We start from the raw sequence: 18,433 nt of genomic DNA, 5'->3' as shown, positions 1-18,433 counted from the left end.
GCGTGGCCGGGGCGCAGAATCCGCGCCGTGGCACTCCAGCTGGTCACCTTCGACCTGTTCAGCGCGCTCGTGGACTCCCGCAGCGGCGGCTCGGCCGCGCTGGCCCGGATCACCGGCGGGGACGGCGGGGCCCTCTACGACCGGTGGGACGCGCACAACAAGGCCTCCCAGCGCGACGAGCCCGCCTGGGTGCCGTTCACCGAGCACTGCCGCCGGGCCCTGGCCGCCACCTACGCCGAGCTCGGGATCGGCCGGGACGCCGACGCCGACACCGCCGAGCTGCTCGCGTCGGTGGGGGACTGGCCGCTGTGGCCCGACGTCCCGGCGGGGCTGCCCGCGCTGGCGCAGCGCCGGCGGGTCGGCGTCCTGTCCAACGTCGACGACGCCGTGTTCGCCCGCACCCGCGTCGCCCCGCTCGTCGACGACACCGCCGTGCTCACCTCCGAGCGGCTGCGGGCCTACAAGCCCGCCCCGGAGCTGTACCTGCGCGCGCGGGAGCGGGCCGGCGGCCGGCTGGTGCACGTGGCGACGTCGGCGCGCGACGTGCGCGGCGCGCTCGAGGCCGGCCTGGACGTCGTCCGCCTGCGCCGCCCCGGGCACCGGCTCGACCCCTCCGGCCCCGTACCGCACCGCGAGGCGGCAGACCTGCCGGGGGTCGCCGCGCTGCTGGGCTGAGCAGGCCCAGCGGAGTGCCCGGTGCGAGAGGACCTCGCACCGGGCACTCCCCTAGTCGACCTGGCGGCGGGCCAGCAGCCAGGACGCGGCGCGGGCGGCCACGGAGCTGCCCACCCCGGCGTCCCCGGCGGCGTCGGGCTCGTCGACCAGCGACCCCACCGCGCTCCACCAGTCCCGGACCGGGGGCGGGGCCAGCGCGTCGACCCGCTCGCCGGGCCGGGGCACCGCCACCCGGACGCCCGTGCGCTCGGCGGCCGCGCACAGCCGCTGCACCGGCTCGGCCCAGCGGTGGAAGGCCAGGTTGAACGTCGCCCAGTGCACCGGGACGAGCAGGTCCCCGCCCAGGTCGCCGTGCGCGCGCACCGCCTCCTCGGGGTCCATGTGGACGTGCTTCCAGGCGTCGTTGTAGGCCCCGACGGGCAGCAGCGTGAGGTCGAAGGGGCCCAGCCGCGCCCCGATGCCGGCGAAGCCCGGGGTGTAGCCGGTGTCCCCGCCGAAGAACACCCGGTGCCGCGGCCCGGCCACCACCCACGAGGACCACAGCGTCGTGTCACGGGTCAGGAACCGCCCGGAGAAGTGCCGGGCCTCAGTGCAGGTCACGGTGAGCCCCGCGACCTCGGTCGCCTGCTCCCAGTCCAGCTCGACGACCCGCTCCTCCGGCACGCCCCAGCCGCGCAGGTGCGCCCCCAGGCCGACCGGCACGAGGAACGGCGCCGTCTGCGTGCGCAGCAGCCGGCGCACCGTGGGCAGGTCGAGGTGGTCGTAGTGGTCGTGCGAGACCAGGACGGCGTCGACCGGCGGGAGCTCCTCCAGCGGGCCGGGCACCGGGTGCAGCCGGGTGGGCCCGATCAGCGGGGACGGCGACACCCGGTCCCCCCAGACCGGGTCGACCAGCACGCGGCGGCCGTCGACCTCCAGCAGGGCCGACGAGTGCCCGTACCAGGTGACCGCCAGCTCCCCGGCCTCGGCCGGCGGCTCCGGGCGCACCAGCGGCACCGGCCGGGCGGGCAGGCCGGTGTGCCGCTCCTCGTGCATCTGCCGCAGCAGGCCCCGCCGGGCGCTGGCCGGCGGCAGCGCGGGGGTGGCCACCCGGTTGTGGAACCGGCCCTCGGCGAACTGCGGGGAACCCGCGGCCCAGGGCCGGATCTCGCGCCGGCTGGCGCCCAGCGCGGTGGGCAGGCCCCAGGCGGCCCGGGCGAGCCAGACGGCGGGTCCGGCGAGGGTGGCGGCGACGGCGAACGCGGTACGGCGGGCAGGAGCGGACGGCACGCCCGCCAGCATCCCAGCCGGGGAGGGTCCGGTCAGTTGTCCGACGTCGGGTCCTGCGGGGTGTCGAACTCCCCCTCGCCGGGCGGCTCGGCGGCCACCATGGCCTCCATCGTCACCTCGCCGGCGTCCTCGAAGACGAAGGTGACCTCCAGGGATTGCGACGAGCGCAGGTCCTGGTCGACCCCGAGCAGCGTGACCGCCGGTGGACCCTCCGGCTCCAGGTAGGCGGTGTTGTTCGACGGCACCGGGATCGACCCCTCGCTGCCGTCCGGGGCGACCAGCCGGGCGTCCTCGAAGGACTCGCCGACCACGTCGAGGAGCTGGTCGTCGGTCGTGCCGTTGTTGGAGAGCGCCGCGTAGAGCGGCACGTCGCTGCCGGCCTCGATCAGCCCGTCCTCCGGGTAGTCCAGCTGCAGCGAGGCGACCGTGACGCTGCCGCTGACCTGCTCGTCGGGCTGGGCGTTGCCGCCCTCGACCTCCTCGGCGGAGTCCGCCAGCGGGTTGTCCTCCTCGTCGCTGCACCCGGTCAGGACCAGTGCTCCGGCGAACAGGGCGGCAGGGATCAGCTGGCGTCGGCGCAGGGGCCGGGGGGCGGGCATGGCGTCTCTCCAGTCCGTCGCGTCCAGGGACCTGCTCCGGCTACCCGTCCGTGCCCGGCCGGAAGCCCGCCGTCACCGTTCCGCAACACGGCGCCGCTCAGGCCGCCCGGGGGAGGCCGCGGACCCGCACGGCGAAGTCGCCCAGCGCCCGCCGCAGCGCCACCCCGGGGCGGTCGGCGCGCACGTGCACCTCCTCCCCCGGGGCGAGGGGCAGGCCGGCGGAGGGCAGCAGGGCCTGCAGGGCGAGGTCCTCGGCGAGCACCCGGCGCTGGAGGGCGACCTCCCGGGCGACGTCGTCCGGCCACGGCAGCCGGGCACCGGGCCCCGCGGAGACCAGCAGCCGGGCGTAGACGCGGGTCGAGTCGGCGTCCTCCGGCTGCAGGAAGCACAGGACGGTGGTGCCCGCCCCGCTCTCCGCGGAGTCCAGCCGCAGCGCGAGCTGGAACGGCACCCGGTAGGTGTAGGCCGCCCGGCGCCGGACCGGCGGCCCCGGGAGCCCGCCGGGGTGGTGCGGGGTCTCGTAGGCGCGCTCCAGCTCGGCCCGGAAACCGCCGTCCTCGGCGGTGACGGCGAAGGCGGGGATCCCGGCGGCGTCCGGCGACCCGCCGATGTCGCGGTGCACGAACGGTGCGTGCGCGACGTCGAGGAAGGTGTCGGCCAGCGGCCCGGCCGGGCCGGGGGAGCGCGCCGGCGGCAGCCAGGTGCCGACGAACCGCCGGTCGCCGTCCTCGGGCACCTCCAGGGGGACGTCGGAGGGCTCGGCCGGGGCCAGCCAGACCAGGCCCAGCCGCTCGCGGACCGCCCACGGCGTCGGCTCGGCGGCCAGGCCGCCGTCCGTGCGCCGCATCGTCCAGGTGCGGCCGAGCAGCCGCACCTGCAGCCACCCGCCGGGCCGCAGCTCGCTCGACAGCGCCACCGGGTGCCAGGCGTGCTCGAGGGCCGGGTGCAGGTTGCCGAGCACCGGGCCCGACGGCGCCGGCGGCTCGGGGGCCGGCTCGGGGACCGGCTCGCGGGCCCTGCCGCCCGACGGTCGCGGGGGGACCGGGCGGGCGGTGCGCTCGGGGGCGATCCAGACCCAGCCGTACCGCTCCTCCACCGCCCACGGCACCGCCAGGTCGGCCCGGGGCGGCGGCGTCCCCTCGGGCCCGAGCGAGGGGATGTGCACGCAGCGGCCGCCGGCGTCGAACCGCCAGCCGTGGTGGGCGCACTGCAGCCGGCCGTCCACGACGCCCGCCGCGGCCAGCGGGACCAGCCGGTGCGGGCAGCGGGCGGGGAACGCGCTCACCTCCGCGCCCGGGCGGAGCCGGACCACGACGTACGCCCGGCCCGCCGCCCCGACCGGGAGCGGCCGCGTCCCCACCTCGGCGGCACGCGCCACCGGGTACCAGCCCGTCGTCTCCTGCCGCACGCCCCCAGTGCAGCGCGCCCGCGTTCCCGGACGGTTACCGGCGGCGAAAGGTCGCGCGACACGAATCCGTCCCGAACCGCAGACGTCGGGGTCGACAGGTCCCTAGAGTGACCGCGGTCACCGGATGCGGTGACGGGGCCCGACCGACAGGGGAGCACACCGTGACACCACCGGCCGAACGCAGGCTGCTGACACCCGAGGAGTACCGCCAGGCGCAGGCCTCACCCGAGTTCGCCGAGCTCAAGGCGCGCTTCCGGCGCTTCGCCTTCCCGATGACCGTGGCGTTCCTCGCCTGGTACCTGCTCTACGTCCTGCTCTCGACCTACGCGTCGGACTTCATGTCCACCGACGTGTTCGGCAACGTCAACGTCGGGGTCCTGCTCGGCCTCGGCCAGTTCGTGTCGACGTTCGCCATCACCCACCTCTACGTCGCGCACGCCAACCGCCGCACCGACCCGATCGCCGACGAGATGCGCGAGCGCCTCGAGGCCCACGACTACGCCCCCGGCCACGGGGGTCACGGCCACGCCCCCGCTCGCGGCGCCTCCACCCGGAAGGGGTCCACCCGTGATTGACGTCCTCTCCGCCGAGAGCGCCACCATCGGCGAGCCGGCCCTCAACATCTCGATCTTCGGGGTGTTCGTGCTCATCACCCTGGCGATCACCTTCCGGGCCAGCCGGAACAACAAGAGCGCCGCCGACTACTACGCCGCCGGCCGCAGCATCACCGGGCAGCAGAACGGCCTGGCGATCGCCGGCGACTACCTGTCCGCAGCGTCGTTCCTCGGCATCGCCGGCGCCATCGCCATCTACGGCTACGACGGCTTCCTGTACTCCATCGGGTTCCTCGTCGCCTGGCTGGTGGCGCTGCTGCTGGTCGCCGAGCTGATGCGCAACACCGCCCGGTTCACGATGGCCGACGTCCTGGCCTTCCGGATGCGCCAGGGGCCGGTGCGCACCGCCGCGGCGATCTCCACCCTGGCCGTGTCGCTGTTCTACCTGCTGGCGCAGATGGCCGGCGCCGGCGGCCTGGTGGCCTTGCTGCTCGGTGTCAGCGGCGCGGTCGCCGAGGCCGTGGTCGTGATCCTCGTCGGGGCGCTCATGATCTTCTACGTCCTCGTCGGTGGCATGCGCGGCACCACGTGGGTGCAGGTCATCAAGGCCACCCTGCTCATCGCCGGCGCCGGCGTGATGACGATCTGGGTGCTCGCCGAGTACGGGTTCAACCTCTCCGCGCTGCTCGGCGGCGCGGCCGAGGTCGGGACGGACGCGGTGCTGCGGCCCGGCGCCCAGTACGGCCTCAGCGACACCACCCGGCTGGACTTCATCAGCCTGGCGCTGGCCCTGGTGCTGGGCACCGCCGGCCTGCCGCACGTGCTCATGCGCTTCTACACCGTGCCCACGGCCAAGGCCGCGCGGACGTCGGTGGTCTGGGCGATCTGGCTGATCGGCATCTTCTACCTGTTCAGCCTGGTCATCGGCTACGGCGCCGGGGCGCTGGTCGGGGCCGAGCGGATCACCGCCGCCCCGGGCGCGGTCAACTCGGCGGCGCCGCTGCTGGCCTTCGAGCTCGGCGGCACCGTGCTGCTCGGCATCATCGCCGGCGTCGCGTTCGCCACGATCCTCGCCGTGGTGGCGGGCCTGACGATCACCGCGTCGGCGTCCTTCGCCCACGACGTGTACGCCTCGGTGATCAAGAAGGGTGACGTCCCGCCGAACGGGGAGGTCCGGGTCGCCCGCATCACCGCCGTGGTCATCGGCGCGGTGGCGATCCTGCTGGGCATCTTCGCCCTGCGGGCCGGGCTCAACATCGCCTTCCTCGTGGCGCTGGCCTTCGCGGTGGCCGCCTCGGCGAACCTGCCGACGATCCTCTACACGCTGTTCTGGAAGCGCTTCACCACCCAGGGCGCGCTGTGGTCGATCTACGGCGGGCTCATCGCCTGCGTGGGTCTGATCCTGTTCTCGCCGGTCGTGTCGGGCACCGAGACGTCGATGTTCCCCGGCGTCGACTTCGCCTGGTTCCCGCTGCGCAACCCCGGGCTCGTGTCGATCCCGCTGTCGTTCCTGCTCGGCTGGCTGGGCACGGTGCTCACCAAGGAGCGGCCGAACGAGGAGAAGTGGGCCGAGCTCGAGGTGCGGGCCCTCACCGGCATCGGGGCGGAGAAGGCCGTCCAGCACTGAAAGGACCTCCCCGCCCCCCACCGCTCGCACGCTCGCGGCGGGGCCCTGCAGGGAGGCCGTCCCAGCACCTCACCGGGTCCTGCAGGAGGCCGTGCCAGCACCTCACCGGGCCCTGCGGTGCGGCCCGCGACCCGGTGATCAGGTCACCTGGTCGTCGCCGGTCCTGGCTCACGACCGGTGCTGAGCCAGGACCGGCAACGGTGAACCAGGACGGCGGTGCGTGCGGGGCGGGGTGATCAGGCCGCCCGCGCCGGGGCGGGGGCCGGTTCGGCGGTGAGTGCGGGGGCCGGGTCGGGAACGGGGACGGTCAGCCGCCCGGCGCGGCGGCTGCGCACCACCCAGCGGGCGACCAGCCCGGCGAGGACGACGGCGCCGGCCAGGGCGTGCCCGCCGGCGACCGCGACGGCGACCGCGGTGGCGTAGACGACCGTGAGGAGCACCGCGGGGAGGGGGACGTGCATCGAGGACCTCCGGGAGAGGCGCTGCGCCGGCCGGGAGCCGGGCCACGGCGGGCCCGGCCCCCGGCGCGGCGACGGCGCGGGGTGCGGTCAGCTCAGGTGAGCATGTCCTTGGCCTTCTGCAGCAGGCCGTGCGCCTCGGTCTGCGGCGTGCCGTAGAGGCGCGGGTCCGGCGGCGCCAGCACCGGGGCGTCGCCGGTCGCCTCGATCGCCCGGGCGGTGAACTCGCCCTTGCCGTCGGGCATCGGACCCCGCGCCCACCGCCCGGCCGCGGCCTCGGCCCCGTCGGAGGCCTGGATGAACGCCCGGCCGTAGTCGCCCGGCTCCTCGTCGAAGGGGAAGGCCTCGGGCACCGGGAGGCCCTCCAGCCCGTCGTCCTTGAGCTCCTCGATCGCCGCCAGCCACTGGTTCTGGTGCATGTGGTCGCGGGCGATGAGGAACCGGAGCATGTCCTTGACCCCGGGGTCGTCGGTCATGTTGTAGAGCCGGGCGACCTGCAGCCGGCCCTGCATCTCCGCGGTGGCGTTGTAGTGGAAGTCGGCCATGAGGTTGCCGCTGGCGGTCACGTACCCGCCGCTCCACGGCAGGCCCATGCTGTCGCGGTAGTAGGCCCCACCCCCGTTGACGATCGCGTGCTGCGGGTTGGTGTTGCCGAAGCCGGCAGCCGCCTCCTTGGACCGGTCCGCGGCGTCGGGCTTGAGCGGCTGGTGGTCGAGCAGCCGGTCGATCATCGTCACGATCATCTCGACGTGCGCCAGCTCCTCGGTGCCGATGGCCAGGAGCATGTCCTTGTACTTGCCGGGCAGCCGGCAGTTCCAGCCCTGGAGCAGGTACTGGGTGGCGACGGTCATCTCGCCCCACTGGCCGCCGAGGATCTCCTGCATCCGGCGGGCGAAGGCCGGGTCCGGACCGTCCGGCTTGGCCTCGTACTGCAGTGCCTGGGTGTGGGTGAACACAGCGGTCTCCCTCGCGTCGTCGTGCCGCCACCGCTGCGGTGGCACCAGGGGGGTGCCCGCCCCCGCTGGCCCGCCCGTGCCGCCCGCTGGCCCACCCGTGCCAATCGGAGGACGGGGCCGTCAGCGGTCGGGGAGCTGCACGGTGAGCGTCAGGGCGGTGCCGTCGTCGTCCCACACCACGCGGCCCCCGAGCTCCCGGGCCTGCCGGCGCACCGACCACAGCCCGAGGCCGGTGAGGTCCGCCGGCGGGACGTCGGTGCGCAGGTGCCCCACCACCCGCTCGGGCCGGTCCACCGCCTGGGTGAGCGCGAGGTCCACCCAGCCCGGCCGGCACCGCACCAGCAGCCGCACCGGGGCGCCGTCGCCGTGCCGGTGGGCGTTCTCCAGGAGGTTGGAGAGGATCCGCTGCACCCGGGCGTCGGCGACCCACACGTCCCCGGCGCAGCCGCGGACCTCGAGGGTGAGCTGCTCCGCCGGCAGCCCGCAGCCGGTCACCGCCGCCCGGACGACGTCCCCGAGCCGGCGGTCGGTGTGCCGGGGCGGGGCGCCGCCGGTGGCGGCCGCGGTGCGCAGCATCGAGGAGAGGTGGGCGGCCTGCGCGCGGGCCAGGTCCAGCACCTCGGCCGGGGGGAGCCCCGGTCGCCCGAGGGCGGCCAGCAGGGACTCCAGCGAGGCCAGCGGGCTGCGCATGTCGTGGCACAGCGCCCGGACGACGGCGTCCTCGGGCGTCGGCGCGGCCCGCCGCGGGCGCCGGCGCAGCCCCCGGCGCAGCAGCGCGCCGAGGTCGGCGATCAGGTGCGGTCGGTCGGGAGGGGACAGGGGGTTGGCGACCAGGGTCATGGGCACCTCCGGGGGCGGTCCGGTCTGAAGCGCCGGCCGGTGCTGACCGACGAGGGGGATTCCGTGACCGACGCCGGGTTCCGGCGCCGACCCGAGGTCGACGTCCTGCTCGTGGACGACCACCCGCTGTTCACCCGCGGGCTCGCCCTCCTGCTGCCCGAGGTGAGCGACGGGCGGGTGCGCGTCGTGGGGACGACGGACGACGCGTCGGCCGCGGCCGCGCTCGTGCGCCGCCAGCACGCGGACGTCGCGGTCGTGGACCTGCACATGCCACCGCCGGGCGGGACGCGGGCCATCGCCGCGATCCGCCGCGCCGACCCGCTGGCCCGCGTGGTCGCGCTGTCGGGGCTGGCCGAGCCCGCCGCCGCCCTGGACGCCCTGCGCGCCGGGGCGTCGGGCTTCCTGCCCAAGACCGCCGACCCCGAGGCGCTGGTGCGCCCGCTGCTGGCCGTCCTCGACGGCTGGTCGGTGCTGCCCGAGGCGCTGCTGCGGCAGCTGCTCGACGACGCCACCCCCGCCGGGGACCAGGCGGTCGCCGACCGGCTGAGCGCCGAGGAGCGCCGGCTGTGGCGGCTGGTCGCCGACGGGGTGAGCACGGTGGAGATCGCCACCACGCTGCACGTCTCCGAGCGCACCACCAAGCGGATGGTCGCGGCGCTGCTGCGCACGCTGGGGGTCTCCACGAGGGTGGAGGCCGCCGCCCTGGCCGGGCGGGTGCACCTCGGCGACGGGCAGGGCTGACCGGTCATACGGAACCGGCGCGTCACCCATCGCCGCGCAGCTACCCAGGTCGGAGATCAGCACACGCCGTCTACGGTGCTCCGGTGACCGGGGTGGCGTGCGTCGACATCGGGTCGACCTGGACCAAGGCGGCGCTCGTGGAGCTGCCGGACGGCCGGCTGCTGGCCACCGCGCAGGCACCGACCACCCTCGACGACGTCGTGGCCGGGGTGCTGTCGGCGACCGCGGGCTGGGACGCGCCGGTGCTCGCCTGCTCGAGCGCCGGGGGCGGCCTGCGGCTGGCGGTCGTCGGCTACGAGGAGCTCATCAGCGCCGAGGCCGGGCACCGCGCGGCGCTCTCCGCCGGCGCCCGGGTGGTGCACGTGGCCGCCGGCCGGCTCGACGGGGCGGCGCTGGCCGGGCTGCGGGCGGCCGCCCCGGACGTCGTCCTGCTGGTCGGCGGCACGGACGGCGGGGAGGCCTCGGTGCTGCGGCACAACGCGGCCGCACTGGCCGCTCCGGCCCCGCCGCAGGGTCCCGGCGCGAGCGGGGGCGTGCCGGGGGGCGGCGGGGTCCCCCGCCGGCCCGTCCCCGTGGTGCTGGCCGGCAACGCCGCGGTCCGGGAGGAGGTGGCGGCCACGCTGGCCGCCGGCGGGGTCCCGGTCACCGTGGCCGACAACGTGCTGCCCGACATCGGCCGGCTCGAGCCGGGGTCGGCGCGGGCGGCGATCCGGGCGGTGTTCCTCCGGCACGTCATCGGCGGCGACCGGCTCTCCACCGACCCCCGGCTGGCCGGCTGGGTGCGCACGGTGACCCCGGACGCCGTCCTCGCCGGGGTCACCGAGCTGGCCGCGACGCGCTCGGGCCGGCCGGCGCCGGGGGTGGTCGTGGTGGACGTGGGCGGGGCGACCACGGACGTCTACTGCGTGCCCGACCCCGACGCCGAGCAGGCCGCGCTGGGCCGCGAGGCGGTCGGCGTCCCCGCCGCCCGGCGCACGGTGGAGGGCGACCTGGGCGTGGCCTCCAGCGCCGGCGCGCTGCGCGCGGCGGCGGCCGCGGAGGGCGTCCCGCTCGACGGGGACGCGCCGCTGGACCTGGGCGCCGCGGCGGTGACGGTCGCGCTGCGCCGGCACCTGCGCGGGGAGGCCGCCTACGGCCCCGGCGGGGCCGGGGTGCGCACCTGCGGTCTGGTCGTGCTCTCCGGCGGGGTGTTCCGGCACGCGTCCGGGGCGGCGCTCGCGGACGCCGTGGCCCGCGTGGCCGCCGACCGCGGGGGCGCCGGGGCGGTCCTCGACGGTGCCGCGCTGCTCGTCGACCGGCGGTACGTCCTCGCCGCGGCGGGCCTGCTGGCCGGGGAGCACCCCGGGGCCGCGGCGGGGCTGCTCGCCGACCTCGGCGAGGAGGCCGGCGGCGCGGGGGTCAGCGGGGGGCCAGGGTGCCCGCCCACGGGCCCGAGGCTGCCGCGGTGAACCCCGGGACCTCGCCGGCGGCCATGTCCACCGCCGCGTAGCCGCCGCTGCCGGCCCCCACGCACGCGGTCACCGTGGCCAGCCCGGCCCCCCGCTGGAACGGGCTCTGCCGCACCTGCCACCCCACGACCGCCCGGCGCTCCAGCACCGCCTGCTCGCGGACCAGCCACCCGCTGCGGACGGCGAGGCTGCGCGGCCCCGCGGCGTGCCCCAGCGCGGCGTAGCGGCCCAGCCCGATCGGGACGCCGAGCAGGGTGAGCACCACCCCGGCCGCCAGCGGCACCCACCAGCCCAGCGCGGCCAGGGCCACGGCACCGAGCGCGGTGAGGGCCAGCCCGGTGCCCAGCGCGCGCACCAGCCGCCGGCGGCGCGCGGCCGGGGGGTGCGGCCGCAGCGGGCCCGGGTCGTCGACCAGCCGGCCGAGCAGCGCGGTGGCCTCGGTGCGCGGGCCCAGGGGCAGCAGCTGCCCCCGCCGGCCGGCCTGCCCGAGCCCGGTGACCAGGGCGGTGACCCGGGCCGCCCGCACCCAGCGCATGCCCAGACCCTCGCTGAGCGTCCCGCCGCGGATCCGGTCGACCTCCAGCTCGGTCTGCCGCCGGGTGACCAGCCCGCGCTCGGCGACCAGCGAGCCGCCCCGGCGCACCAGCCGGAACCGCCAGTTCACCAGCGCGGCCCCCACCACCGCGGCCGCGGCCAGCAGCGCGAGCCCGGCGAGCGCGCCGAGGACGAGCACGAGCACGCGGACCTCGCCCAGGTCGGGGCCGGCGATGTCCGGGCGCAGGGCCCGGGGCAGCTCGTCGAGGACGCGGAACAGGGCGCCGAGGGCGGCCAGCGGGACGACGAGGTAGCTGCCCACCAGCGGCGCGTACAGCAGCCAGCGGGTGTCGAGGCGGGCCACCACCTCCTCCTGCGGGGGGCCCGGCGCGGCCTCCCCGGGGGTGGGCGTGGCGCCGGCCGGCCGGCGGGCCAGCAGGTGGGCGCGCAGCCGGTCGCCCTCGGCGCGGGTCACGCCGTCGACGAGCAGCTCCTCTTCGTCCGTGCCGACCGCCCCGGCCGCCGCGTCGACGCGCACCCGCACCAGCCCGAGCAGGCGGTGCAGCAGCGGCGTCTCCACCTCGACGCCGCGGATCCGGTCGTTGGGCACGGTGCGGACCGAGCGGGTGAGCAGCCCGCGGGTGACCACCATCGACGTCGGCCCGTCGAGGTAGGAGAAGCGCCACCAGGAGAGGGCGGCCGCGGCCAGCGACAGCGCCGTGATGACGACGGCGAGGAGGACGACCGTGCCCATCCCGTCGAAGCCGGTCACGGCGGCCACCGGGATGAGCGCCGGCACCAGCTGACGGGCCTGCCGGAAGGTGATCGTGTGCGCCAGGACGACCCGGGGGGACGTCCGGCGGGGTCCGCCCGGTCCGCCGTCGGCCGGTCCGCCGTCCGCGGGGCGGGCGACCCCCGGGGCTCCCTCCACCGGCGCGCCGTCCCGGCTCCGGGCCTCGCCGACGTCGCTCACGTGGCCTCGTCGTTCACGTGGCCTCGTCGTTCACGTGGCATCCGTTCACGTGGCATCCGTTCACGTGGCCTCGTCGCGGACGGCCTCGGCGCGGAGGGCGAGGTCCTCGGCCACCCGCTGGGCCACGTCGTGCTCCAGGTGCCAGATGCGCACCGTGCCCTGGCTCGACGCGGTGAGGACGGCGACGGTCGCCAGGCCGAAGAGCTGCTGGAGCACGCCGCGGGTGACGTCGACGGTCTGGATGCGCGAGATCGGCACCAGGGTCCAGGTCTGGCTGAGCCAGCCGGTGCGGGTGAACACCGCCTCGCCGGTGACCTCCCACCGGTACACCCGGTGCTTGAACCACGGCCGGATGCCGATCGCGACCACGGCGTAGGTGAGGAACCCGATCGGGACCAGCCAGCGCAGCAGCGGCAGCGGCGTGCCCGGCTCGCCGGGGACGAACACCAGGAACGCGGCGACGGCCACCCCGAGGAACAGCGAGCTGATGACGCTCTCGGTCACCCAGAGCCCGATGGCCGAGCGCGACAGGGACCACGCCGGGTCGCGGACGGGCGGCAGGGCGGTGCTCATCGCCCCCATCCTCCCCCGGCGCCGGCGGGGGAGCGGTGCGACCCGGCGGCCGCCGCGGTGACGCTGGCACCATGGGCCGGGTGATGCCCCAGCAGGTCCCGACCGTGCCCGCCGCCGACGTCCCCGAGGACGCCGTCGTCCTCGACGTCCGCGAGGACGACGAGTGGGTGCACGGCCACATCGACGGCGCGACGCACATCCCCATGGGCGAGGTGCCGGCGCGGCTCGACGACCTGCCCGACGGCGACCCGGTGCACGTGGTGTGCCGCAGCGGCGGCCGCTCGGCGCGGGTCGCGGCGTGGCTGAACGCCAACGGCTTCGACGCCGTCAACGTCGCCGGCGGCATGGGGGAGTGGGAGGCGGCCGGCCGGCCCCTGGTGAGCGAGACCGGCCAGGCCCCCTTCGTCCGCTGAGCGGAGTGCCGGGGACGCCTCCTCCGCGCCCCGGCACTCCGACTCACCCTCGGGTCGGGTACTCGGCGAAGCGGCTGCGCAGGTCCTTCTTGGAGAACTTGCCGACGCTGGTCTTGGGCACCTCGTCGATGAACTCCACGGCGTCGGGCAGCCACCACTTGGCCACCTTCGGCTTGAGGAAGTCCAGCACCTCGTCCTCCGTCATCGTCTCGCCCTCCTTGAGGACGACGCAGGCCAGCGGGCGCTCGTCCCACTTGGGGTGCGGGATGCCGACGACCGCGGCCTCCTTCACCTTCGGGTGGCTCATCAGCACGTTCTCGAGGTCCACCGAGCTGATCCACTCACCGCCGGACTTGATGAGGTCCTTGGTGCGGTCGGCGATCCGGATCGAGCCGAAGGAGTCCATCGCGGCGACGTCACCGGTGCGCATCCAGCCGTCGTCGGTCGTCAGGGTCACGCCGGCGTCCGGGTTGTAGTAGTCCTGCGCGCACCACGGCCCGCGCACCTGGAGCTCCCCGGTGGCCTTGTCGTCCCACGGCTGCGGCTCGAAGGTCTCGGCGTCGACGATGCGTGCCTCCACGCCGAGGAACGGGATGCCGGCGCGGGCCCGCTGGTCGGCCTTGCCCTCGTCGTCGAGGTCGTCGAAGCGCGGCGGCAGGATGCCGGAGGAGGCGACCGGGTGGGTCTCGGTCATGCCCCACGCCTGCAGGATCGGCAGGCCGACCTGCTCCCGGTAGGCCTCGGACAGCGCCTTGGGCACCGCCGAGCCGCCGCAGCCGATGTCGCGCAGCTTGTGCGGCCGGCCGGCCAGGTGCGGCAGCACGCCCTGCCAGATGGTCGGGACGCCGGCGGTGAAGGTGACGCCCTCGTTCACGATCAGGTCGGCGAGCGCCTGCGGCTGCATCATCGCGCCGGGCATGACCAGCGAGGCCCCCGCGGCGGGCGCGGCCTGGGCGATGCCCCAGGCGTTGGCGTGGAACATCGGCACGACCGGCATGGCGACGTCCCGGATCCCCAGGCCGAAGGCGTTGGGCATCAGCACGCCCATCGTGTGCAGGAACGTCGAGCGGTGCGAGTACACGACACCCTTCGGGTTGCCGGTGGTGCCGCTCGTGTAGCACATCGAGGCCGCGCGCCACTCGTCGTCGACGTGGAAGTCGACCGGGGAGGCCTCGGCCAGCAGCGTCTCGTAGTCGAGCACCCGCGGGTCGTCGGGGATCTCGTTGTCCCCGCCGTCGTCCATGACCACGACCTGCCGGACCGTCTTCATGGTGTCGATGAGCGGCCACAGCAGCGGCAGCACGCTGCGGTCGGCGAAGACGACCTCGTCCTCGGCGTGGTTGGCGATGTAGGTGAGCTGCTCCGGGAACAGCCGGATGTTGAGCGTGTGCAGCACCCGCCCGCTGCTCGGGGCGGCGAAGTACAGCTCCAGGTGCCGCTGGCTGTTCCAGCCGAAGGTCGCCACCCGCCCGTCGGCGCTGATGCCGAGGGTGTCGAGCACGCCGCCGAGCCGGCGGGTCCGCTCGGCCCACTCGGCGTAGGTCACCCGGGTCACCCCGCCCGGGCCGGCGGTGGCGATCGTGCCGTCGCCGTAGTGCTGCTCGACGTGCCGGAAGATCGCATCGATGGTCAGGGGGTAGTCCTGCATCAGGCCACGCATGGCGTGATGGTGCCAGTGACCTGCCCCACGCTCCACCGGTGCGTTCCCCGGTCCTCCGCTCCCGGCCGGCGGGGCGGCCGCTGCAGCTCGCGCGGGGCGTCGGCGCCGACCCAGCGGGCCCCGCGCCGGCCCGACCGGGGTTCCTGCGCCGTCCCGACCGCGCGGGCGCGGAGGCCGGGGCTGCGCTCGCCGATCCGCCGCAGCGCCCAGCCGGCGCCCTTCCGCACGATCGGCCGGTCGTCCGCGGCCCGCTCGACGAACGGCTCGGGCCGCGCGCTCCACCCCAGCGCCTCGGCCCCGGCCAGCGGGGTGTGCCGCACCGGGTTCCGGCAGACCTGGTCGCACAGGTCCCACGAGTCGAAGGCGGCGGCCCACGCGTCGAGCTGGCGCCCGTCGACCGCGGCGGGGTCCTCGACCACGCCGGCGAGGATCCGGGCCTCGTGGACGCCGGAGTCCCACAGCAGCCCCGCGGCCGGCTCGTGCGAGCGGCCCAGCTCCGCGGCCGGCCCGCGCAGCTCGGCGACCGTCACGCCGAGCACGTCCGCGCCGCCGATGCCGTAGCGGGCCGTCCCCGCCCGCCGCGCCGGGTCGGCCGGCCCGCGCAGCCGGGCGAGCACCGCGGCGGCGCCGGTCACCACCGCGCCAGGACGACGGGCAGCTCGGCCAGGCCGCGGATGACGAACTCCGGGCGCCTGCGCGGGGGCGCGGCCAGCTCCAGCCGCGTCGTGCGCTCCAGCAGCGCCCCGAACGAGGCCTGCAGCTCGACGCGGGCCAGCGGCGCCCCGATGCAGAAGTGCACCCCCGCCCCGAAGGAGATGTGCGGGTTGTCCGCTCGGCCGACGTCCAGGGCGTCCGGGTCGGCGAAGACGGCGGGGTCGCGGTTGGCCGCGCCGAGCAGGGCCGCGACCTTCTGCCCCTCGCGCACGGTCACCCCGGCGAGCTCGACGTCGGCGGTGGCCGTGCGCTCGAACAGCTGCAGCGGGGAGTCGTAGCGCATCAGCTCCTCGACCGCCGTGGGCAGCAGCGCCGGCTCCGCGCGCAGCCGCGCCAGCTGGTCGGGGTGCTCCAGCAGGGCCAGCAGCCCGTTGCCGCTCACGTTCACCGTCGCCTCGTGGCCGGCGTTGAGCAGCAGGATGCACGTGGTGACCAGCTCGTCCTCGGTCAGCCGGTCCCCCTCGGCGTCGCGCACGGTGACCAGGTGGCTGACCAGGTCGTCGCCCGGGGCCCCCCGGCGCTCGGCGGCGAGCTCCCGGAGGTAGGCGACGAACTCGGCGGCGGCTCGCTCGGCGGCGTCCTCGACGGCCGTCGTCCGGCCGTACTCGTACATCTTCACGATGGCGTTGGACCACGGCCGCAGCAGCGGCCGGTCGGCCTCCGGGACGCCGAGCAGCTCGGCGATGACCGCCACCGGGAGCTGCTCGGCCATGCCGGAGAGGACGTCGACCGGCTCGCCGCCGCCCGAGCGCTCGACCAGGCCGTCGACCAGCTCCCGGGCGAGGTCCTCGACCCACGGGCGGAGCCGCTCGACGTGCCCCCGCGCGAAGGCCGCGCTGACCAGGCGGCGCAGCCGGGTGTGGTCCGGCGGCTCCATCTCCAGGAGCGCGTTGCGGTGGATCAGGTTGAACTGCCCGAACCGCTCGGCGGGGGTGCGGTCCCGCCAGATGCGCCCGAGCCGGCGGTCCCGGAGCACCGCGTTGCTCCCGGCGTGGGTGAACGCCAGCCACAGGCCGAGCCCCTCGTGCCACTGCACCGGCGCCTGCTCCCGCGCCCGGGTGAAGGCCGGGTAGGGGTCGGCGACGACAGCGGGGTCGGTGAGGTCCAGCGGAGGAGCCGAGGTCATGTCCGCGCAGCCTAGGAGTGCCCCCGGCACGGCACGGGAGTGGACGACGCCGGAGCCGGCCCCCGCCGTCTCCCGCGACAGCTCCTCGGGCCGGCCGCCGTCGGGTTCGCCGCGGCGGTCGGCGCGCGGCCGGGGGGCGGGCATGCCGACGGGCCGGTCGGCGTTCCTGCCGTGTGACCCACCGCACGCCGAACCGGAGGAGATCACGATGAGCCGATCCGCCGGCAGCGCCGCGCCGCGCGGGGCCCTCCCCGCGCCGGGCACCCACCGGATCGACCCCGCCAGCAGCACGGTGCGCCTGCACGTCACGCACCTCTTCGGGCTGGGCACCGTGCACGGCACGGTCGACCTCGTCGACGGCGAGATGGTCGTCGCCGACCCCGTCGAGTCGTCGACGGTCCGGGCGACCGTCGACACCGGCTCGTTCGCGTCCGGCAACCGCCGGCGGGACCGCGACGTCACCGGCCCCGACCTGCTCGACAGCGCCACCCACCCCCGGGCGCGGTTCACCGGCCGGGCGGTCCGGCCGGACGGCGCGGACTGGCTCGTGCACGGCGAGCTCGAGGCCCACGGCATCACCAGGGACGTGACCCTGCGGATCGACCGCGTGGAGGTGGCCGACGGGGTCACGCGCCTGCACGCCACCGCACGGCTGGACCGCACCGACTTCGGCATCACGAAGAAGCGCGGCATGGTCGGCCGCACCGCCGACGTGGAGCTCGACCTGGTGGCCGAGCGGGCACCCCTCTGACCCGCGGGCGGCGGGGGCCGGGCCGGACGTGCCACCTACGCTCGTCCCCATGGCCCGCTCCGCGACCCGCAAGCGTCCCGCTGCCCCCGCCACCGACCAGGGCGGCGTCAACCCGAAGGCGCCGTGCCCGTGCGGCTCGGGCCGCCGGTACAAGCACTGCCACGGCTCCGGGTACGCCCCGCCGGTGACCCGGCCGTTCGAGGGCCTGCCGGGGGAAGCGCACTGGGTGGCGCTGCGGGAGCTGGTCCCGGCGGCGACCGTCCCGCTGCGCACCGCCGACGGCCGCGAGGTCACCCTCGCCAGCGTGCTCCCCGGTGGCGCGCCGGCGCTGGTCCGGGCCAACGGGGAGATCCTGCTCGGCGTCCAGCTGCAGGCCTCCTCCGACGACGTCAGCCGCGACCTCGGGACGGCGCTGGCCGCCGCGCTCGAGGCCCCGAAGGGCGCCCCGGTCGACCCGGGCCCGGTCGGCGGCGCGGGGTCGGCCGGCCCCCGGCTGCAGGAGCTGGTCGACCTCGAGGCGCCGTTCGAGGTGACCGTGCACCCCGACTTCGCCTTCTGGCTGGAGGGCACCGAGCCCTCGGCGGCCGCCCGGGCCGGCCTGGAGCAGGCCAACCAGGCCGTGCTGCCGACCGAGCTGCTGCCCGGGCTCGGTGCCGCCTACTGGGTGCGGCCGGGCAACGAGCGGGCGCACCTGCGCTGGGTGCGACCCGAGCCGGAGGAGCGGCTGCTCGACGCACTGGCCCGGCTGCGCGCCTCGGGGGAGGTCCTCCTCGGGGAGGGCACCCGGTACGCGGGCGCGTTCCGGGCGCACGGCCTGCTCGTGCCGGTGTGGGACCTGCCCGCCGACACCCCGGCGGCCGACTGGGCCGCGCCGGCCGCGCAGTTCCAGGAGCGCCTCGAGCGGGCGCTGGAGGCGACCGACCCGCTGACCGCCGACGAGCGGCGGGCCCGGGCCGGCCTGCTGTCCCGGCAGATCACCCTGCGCTGAGCCCCGGCCCCCGCCGCCGCCCCCGCCCCCCTCCGGGGGGGGGGTGGGGGTGGGGGGGGGGGGGGGGGGGCGCGCGGGGGGGGGGGGGGGGGCGTGCCGCCGCTGGGGCCGGTGCGGGGGGGGGGG

Annotated in this window: 19 protein-coding genes; 8 read left to right on the top strand and 11 right to left on the bottom strand. The window is 76.7% G+C overall.

The window, feature by feature from the left end; genetic code table 11:
• The first annotated feature begins 27 nt into the window (after window positions 1-27).
• On the top strand, window positions 28-675 hold the full coding sequence (locus ACI8AC_RS20575) for an HAD family hydrolase (protein ID WP_456899697.1): 648 nt from the start codon (window positions 28-30) through the stop codon (window positions 673-675).
• A 51-nt stretch (window positions 676-726) separates the two neighbouring features.
• Here the strand turns inward: ACI8AC_RS20575 and ACI8AC_RS20570 are convergent, their stop codons facing one another.
• From ACI8AC_RS20570 to ACI8AC_RS20560, 3 genes are all read right to left on the bottom strand, one after another.
• Window positions 727-1,944: an MBL fold metallo-hydrolase gene (locus ACI8AC_RS20570; RefSeq protein WP_456899696.1), complete on the bottom strand. Its 1,218-nt coding sequence runs from the start codon at window positions 1,942-1,944 to the stop codon at window positions 727-729.
• A gap of 32 nt (window positions 1,945-1,976) precedes the next feature.
• A complete protein-coding gene (locus tag ACI8AC_RS20565) occupies window positions 1,977-2,543 on the bottom strand; it encodes a hypothetical protein (RefSeq protein WP_456899695.1) in 567 nt (188 codons plus the stop codon).
• Window positions 2,544-2,640: 97 nt separating this feature from the next.
• Window positions 2,641-3,951, bottom strand: coding sequence for a Rieske 2Fe-2S domain-containing protein (locus ACI8AC_RS20560; protein ID WP_456899694.1), 1,311 nt, complete (start codon window positions 3,949-3,951; stop codon window positions 2,641-2,643).
• Between the two features lie 161 nt (window positions 3,952-4,112).
• Between ACI8AC_RS20560 and ACI8AC_RS20555 the strand changes: the two genes are divergently transcribed.
• Both ACI8AC_RS20555 and ACI8AC_RS20550 read left to right on the top strand, forming a co-directional pair.
• The gene (locus ACI8AC_RS20555; RefSeq protein ID WP_456899693.1) at window positions 4,113-4,526 is read left to right on the top strand and encodes a DUF485 domain-containing protein; all 414 of its coding nucleotides are present in this window, start codon (window positions 4,113-4,115) and stop codon (window positions 4,524-4,526) included.
• Window positions 4,519-6,132, top strand: a complete 1,614-nt coding sequence (locus ACI8AC_RS20550; protein ID WP_456899692.1) for a solute symporter family protein — start codon at window positions 4,519-4,521, stop codon at window positions 6,130-6,132. Before ACI8AC_RS20555 ends, ACI8AC_RS20550 begins: the two co-directional genes overlap by 8 nt.
• A gap of 236 nt (window positions 6,133-6,368) precedes the next feature.
• On the opposite strand, the gene ACI8AC_RS20545 is transcribed toward ACI8AC_RS20550, so the two are convergent.
• The 3 genes from ACI8AC_RS20545 to ACI8AC_RS20535 all read right to left on the bottom strand — a co-directional run bounded on the left by ACI8AC_RS20545 (window position 6,369) and on the right by ACI8AC_RS20535 (window position 8,386).
• Complete coding sequence (locus ACI8AC_RS20545) at window positions 6,369-6,593, bottom strand: hypothetical protein (protein WP_456899691.1); 225 nt, start codon at window positions 6,591-6,593, stop codon at window positions 6,369-6,371.
• Window positions 6,594-6,685: 92 nt separating this feature from the next.
• Window positions 6,686-7,546: a manganese catalase family protein gene (locus ACI8AC_RS20540; RefSeq protein ID WP_456899690.1), complete on the bottom strand. Its 861-nt coding sequence runs from the start codon at window positions 7,544-7,546 to the stop codon at window positions 6,686-6,688.
• A gap of 120 nt (window positions 7,547-7,666) precedes the next feature.
• On the bottom strand, window positions 7,667-8,386 hold the full coding sequence (locus tag ACI8AC_RS20535) for a sensor histidine kinase (protein ID WP_456899689.1): 720 nt from the start codon (window positions 8,384-8,386) through the stop codon (window positions 7,667-7,669).
• Window positions 8,387-8,449: 63 nt separating this feature from the next.
• Here ACI8AC_RS20535 and ACI8AC_RS20530 point away from each other — a divergent pair, with 63 nt between their 5' ends.
• Window positions 8,450-9,127 (top strand): response regulator, encoded by a 678-nt coding sequence (locus ACI8AC_RS20530; protein WP_456899688.1) that lies wholly within the window; start codon window positions 8,450-8,452, stop codon window positions 9,125-9,127.
• A gap of 83 nt (window positions 9,128-9,210) precedes the next feature.
• Window positions 9,211-10,575, top strand: a complete 1,365-nt coding sequence (locus tag ACI8AC_RS20525; protein ID WP_456899687.1) for a glutamate mutase L — start codon at window positions 9,211-9,213, stop codon at window positions 10,573-10,575.
• Here ACI8AC_RS20525 and ACI8AC_RS20520 read toward each other — a convergent pair.
• On the bottom strand, window positions 10,526-12,082 hold the full coding sequence (locus ACI8AC_RS20520) for a PH domain-containing protein (protein WP_456899686.1): 1,557 nt from the start codon (window positions 12,080-12,082) through the stop codon (window positions 10,526-10,528). The genes ACI8AC_RS20525 and ACI8AC_RS20520 overlap by 50 nt on opposite strands.
• A gap of 60 nt (window positions 12,083-12,142) precedes the next feature.
• The gene (locus tag ACI8AC_RS20515; protein ID WP_456899685.1) at window positions 12,143-12,655 is read right to left on the bottom strand and encodes a PH domain-containing protein; all 513 of its coding nucleotides are present in this window, start codon (window positions 12,653-12,655) and stop codon (window positions 12,143-12,145) included.
• Between the two features lie 83 nt (window positions 12,656-12,738).
• On the opposite strand from ACI8AC_RS20515, the gene ACI8AC_RS20510 reads away from it, so the two are divergent.
• Entirely contained in the window at window positions 12,739-13,068 is a 330-nt protein-coding gene (locus ACI8AC_RS20510; protein WP_456899721.1) for a rhodanese-like domain-containing protein, read from the top strand.
• Window positions 13,069-13,111: 43 nt separating this feature from the next.
• Here ACI8AC_RS20510 and ACI8AC_RS20505 read toward each other — a convergent pair whose 3' ends face one another.
• Genes ACI8AC_RS20505 through ACI8AC_RS20495 form a run of 3 tightly spaced genes read right to left on the bottom strand, consistent with a single transcriptional unit; the run spans window position 13,112 to window position 16,568 of the window.
• Window positions 13,112-14,728, bottom strand: a complete 1,617-nt coding sequence (locus tag ACI8AC_RS20505; protein ID WP_456899684.1) for a long-chain fatty acid--CoA ligase — start codon at window positions 14,726-14,728, stop codon at window positions 13,112-13,114.
• On the bottom strand, window positions 14,716-15,366 hold the full coding sequence (locus ACI8AC_RS20500; protein ID WP_456899683.1) for a DNA alkylation repair protein: 651 nt from the start codon (window positions 15,364-15,366) through the stop codon (window positions 14,716-14,718). The genes ACI8AC_RS20505 and ACI8AC_RS20500 overlap by 13 nt, the downstream gene beginning before the upstream one ends.
• Window positions 15,360-16,568, bottom strand: coding sequence for a cytochrome P450 (locus ACI8AC_RS20495; protein WP_456899682.1), 1,209 nt, complete (start codon window positions 16,566-16,568; stop codon window positions 15,360-15,362). The genes ACI8AC_RS20500 and ACI8AC_RS20495 overlap by 7 nt, the downstream gene beginning before the upstream one ends.
• A gap of 208 nt (window positions 16,569-16,776) precedes the next feature.
• Here ACI8AC_RS20495 and ACI8AC_RS20490 point away from each other — a divergent pair, with 208 nt between their 5' ends.
• Entirely contained in the window at window positions 16,777-17,319 is a 543-nt protein-coding gene (locus tag ACI8AC_RS20490) for a YceI family protein (protein WP_456899681.1), read from the top strand.
• 49 nt (window positions 17,320-17,368) lie between these two features.
• Complete coding sequence (locus tag ACI8AC_RS20485; protein ID WP_456899680.1) at window positions 17,369-18,307, top strand: DUF5926 family protein; 939 nt, start codon at window positions 17,369-17,371, stop codon at window positions 18,305-18,307.
• Window positions 18,308-18,433: the final 126 nt, after the last annotated feature.

It is taken from the genome of Geodermatophilus sp. SYSU D00758 (assembly GCF_054049955.1).
Note: the sequence above shows the minus strand (reverse complement) of the source record. Positions and strands in the feature narration are given on the sequence as shown.

Excerpts from the sequence above, each read along its gene's own strand:
- ACI8AC_RS20510 (WP_456899721.1), top strand. The coding sequence starts at position 12,739 with ATGCCCCAGCAGGTCCCGACCGTGCCCGCCGCCGACGTCCCCGAGGAC.
- ACI8AC_RS20545 (WP_456899691.1), bottom strand. The coding sequence starts at position 6,593 with ATGCACGTCCCCCTCCCCGCGGTGCTCCTCACGGTCGTCTACGCCACC.
- ACI8AC_RS20515 (WP_456899685.1), bottom strand. The coding sequence starts at position 12,655 with ATGAGCACCGCCCTGCCGCCCGTCCGCGACCCGGCGTGGTCCCTGTCG.
- ACI8AC_RS20535 (WP_456899689.1), bottom strand. The coding sequence starts at position 8,386 with ATGACCCTGGTCGCCAACCCCCTGTCCCCTCCCGACCGACCGCACCTG.
- ACI8AC_RS20565 (WP_456899695.1), bottom strand. The coding sequence starts at position 2,543 with ATGCCCGCCCCCCGGCCCCTGCGCCGACGCCAGCTGATCCCTGCCGCC.
- ACI8AC_RS20505 (WP_456899684.1), bottom strand. The coding sequence starts at position 14,728 with ATGCGTGGCCTGATGCAGGACTACCCCCTGACCATCGATGCGATCTTC.
- ACI8AC_RS20485 (WP_456899680.1), top strand. The coding sequence starts at position 17,369 with ATGGCCCGCTCCGCGACCCGCAAGCGTCCCGCTGCCCCCGCCACCGAC.
- ACI8AC_RS20490 (WP_456899681.1), top strand. The coding sequence starts at position 16,777 with ATGAGCCGATCCGCCGGCAGCGCCGCGCCGCGCGGGGCCCTCCCCGCG.
- ACI8AC_RS20495 (WP_456899682.1), bottom strand. The coding sequence starts at position 16,568 with ATGACCTCGGCTCCTCCGCTGGACCTCACCGACCCCGCTGTCGTCGCC.